A 2518-nucleotide genomic window follows, 5' to 3' on the forward strand; every position below is an offset into this window, starting at 1 on the left:
CTTCACGCCCTCGACCCCCTATTGGGTGATCATGCCCGTCCTGCTCATCGGAGGGTGCTTCCGGTCCCTTCAATTCACCAGCCTGAACGCGATCGCCTACGCAGAGGTATCCAATCGCGACATGAGCTATGCGACCAGCCTCTCGGCGGTGGCGCAACAACTAGCCTTGAGCATCGGCGTCGCCTTGGGCGCGTTCGTTCTCGAAACGACGGCGCAGTGGCGCGGGGACAACACTCTGGTCGCGGCGGATTTCAGCATGGCGTTCTGGGTCGTGGCGGCGCTGTCTGCCTGTGCCGGGTTCTTTTTCCTGCGCTTGGATGCGCACGCTGGCGCCGAGATGTCGGGACACCGCGCGATCCAGCGAAAGGTGCCGGCCACCGGCCTCGGCGATGGGATGGACGGCCCCTGATAGCGCGCTATCTTCGGGGCCTCAAAGGGAGCGCCTGATGGACCAGAAGATTATCGATCTCTACGACGATTTCACCCATGGCGGGATGAACCGCCGGTCCTTCCTGGACCGCCTCGCGGCCTTGGTCGGCAGCACGGCCGCCGCCACCGCCCTTCTTCCGATCCTGCAGAACAATTACGCGCAGGCGCAGACCATCGACGAAAAGGATCCCCGGATCGTCGCCGAGACGGTCGATATTCCGGGCGTCCCGAATCTCACGGGCTACCTCGTCAAGCCGAAAACCGGCGGCAAGCTACCGGCCGTCATCGTGATCCATGAGAACCGGGGCCTCAATCCCCACATCAAGGACGTCACACGCCGCATGGCGACCGAGGGCTTCTTGGCGCTCGGGCTCGATTATCTCAGCCCCACGGGCGGAACCCCGGCGGACGAAGAGAAGGGCCGCGAGATGATCGGCCAATTGAAGCCGAGCGATGTCATTGCCTACGGCAAAGCCGCCGTGGCCTTCCTCAAGGCAAATCCCGAAAGCAATGGCAAGGTCGGCGCCATCGGCTTCTGTTGGGGCGGCGGAGCCGTGAACAATTTGGCGGTGGCGGATCCGGATCTTTCAGCCGGCGTCGCCTATTACGGCGGGCAACCCAAAGCGGAGGACGTCGCCAAAATCCGCGCTGCGATGATGCTGCATTACGGCGGTCTCGACGAGCGCATCAACGCCGGCATTCCAGCCTACGAGGCGGCGCTGAAGCAAGCCGGCAAGACCTACGAGTTCTTCGTGTACGAGGGCGCCAACCACGCCTTCAACAACGACACCAACGCCGCCCGCTTCGACAAGACCGCGTCCGATCTCGCCTGGAGCCGCACGGCGGCGTTCTTGAAGAAGAACTTGAGCTGATACGTCCAACTCGGAGCCAGCCCGTGTCGTTTCAGCCGGGATGGCCGCGCACATTGACATCACCGGCGTTGTGCCGGTGACCCCGAAAGGCGTTTCTGATCTGGGTGGCCGGGACAAGCCCGGCCATGACGACGAAGATGGCGATCCTCAATCGTCGAACGCTTCGACCTGAATCCTGCGGCCGATCATGAACGCGTCCGCCACGTGGCGGAACGGTGCATCGTCGACGTCGGTTTGGCCGCCCTTGTCGAGCAGCGTCGCGAACTTGGCGTAGATGCCCTCATACTCGGCCGAGGGTTCGTCGATCACCGTCTTGCCGTTGAGATCGAGCTTTGTGCCGCCGTGGGCAAGCGCGAGGCGCAGTCCGTCGACCGTCTCCACCGCGATGTCCCACGATTGCGGGCCGGTCTGACGCCAGTCGAAATGCGCTTGCAGATCTTGCCCATCATCGCCGGTGCCGAACACCAGGTCGGCAGCGATCGGCGCATCGCGGTTCGATGGGAATTGCAGATCGGCCTTCTGCACGAAGATCGGCTGCGGCAGGATGCGGCTCAAGATCGAGAGCGCGTTGATGCCTGGATCGAAGATGCCAAAACCGCCGGCCTGCCAGATCCATTGCTGCCCCGGATGCCAATGGCGGACATCTTCCTTCCAGTTCACCACGAGCGTCTTGAGCTTGCGGCCCGACAGGGTCGCGGCGGCCTCGTCAACGGCCTTGTTGTACTGCGCGTGCCACGTGGCGAAAAGGGTCCGGCTAGCCTGTTTCGCGATGGCCTTGAGATCCTCCAGCTCGCTCAAAGTGGCCGCGGGCGGTTTCTCCAGCAGGACGCTCTTGCCGGCGAGCAAGGCGTCCCGGGCGATCTGGTGGCGGACCTGCGGCGGCGTGCAGATGCTCACCGCTTCGAGCTCCGGCAAGCTGCGAAGCATCTCGCGATAATCCTGGAACGTGTACTTCGCCTCGTCCGGCTTCAAACCGCGCTGGCTCGCGACGGCGAGCAATTCGAAATCCGGATTGCCCTTGATCGCCGGCAGGTGTTGGTCCTGGGCGATCTTGCCGAAGCCGATGATGCCGATCTTATGCGCTGTCACGGGCCGCTCCATTGGTCGGAGGCCTAGGGTACGGACGTCTTCTCCGCCGAGCCGCGGAACCCGGTCGCCATCACATACAGTTCCGCTGAATCCGAACGGCTTGCCGACGGCTTGACGTGCTTGACCAC

Annotated in this window: 2 protein-coding genes and 2 pseudogenes; 2 read left to right on the forward strand and 2 right to left on the reverse strand. The window is 63.5% G+C overall.

All coding sequences use genetic code 11. The features are described from left to right. Together AC1DT3_RS17815 and AC1DT3_RS17820 are read left to right on the forward strand one after the other, a co-directional pair. Window positions 1-409 (forward strand): annotated as a pseudogene (locus tag AC1DT3_RS17815) (MFS transporter); the annotation flags it as partial. Window positions 410-446: 37 nt separating this feature from the next. Continuing rightward, entirely contained in the window at window positions 447-1301 is an 855-nt protein-coding gene (locus AC1DT3_RS17820) for a dienelactone hydrolase family protein (protein WP_477466569.1), read from the forward strand. A 147-nt stretch (window positions 1302-1448) separates the two neighbouring features. On the opposite strand, the gene AC1DT3_RS17825 is transcribed toward AC1DT3_RS17820, so the two are convergent. Next, the gene (locus AC1DT3_RS17825; RefSeq protein WP_477466570.1) at window positions 1449-2390 is read right to left on the reverse strand and encodes a Gfo/Idh/MocA family protein; all 942 of its coding nucleotides are present in this window, start codon (window positions 2388-2390) and stop codon (window positions 1449-1451) included. 23 nt (window positions 2391-2413) lie between these two features. Next, window positions 2414-2518, reverse strand: a pseudogene (locus AC1DT3_RS17830) (rRNA methyltransferase); the annotation flags it as partial.

The sequence above is a fragment of the Microvirga sp. P4_G7 genome (assembly GCF_056401005.1).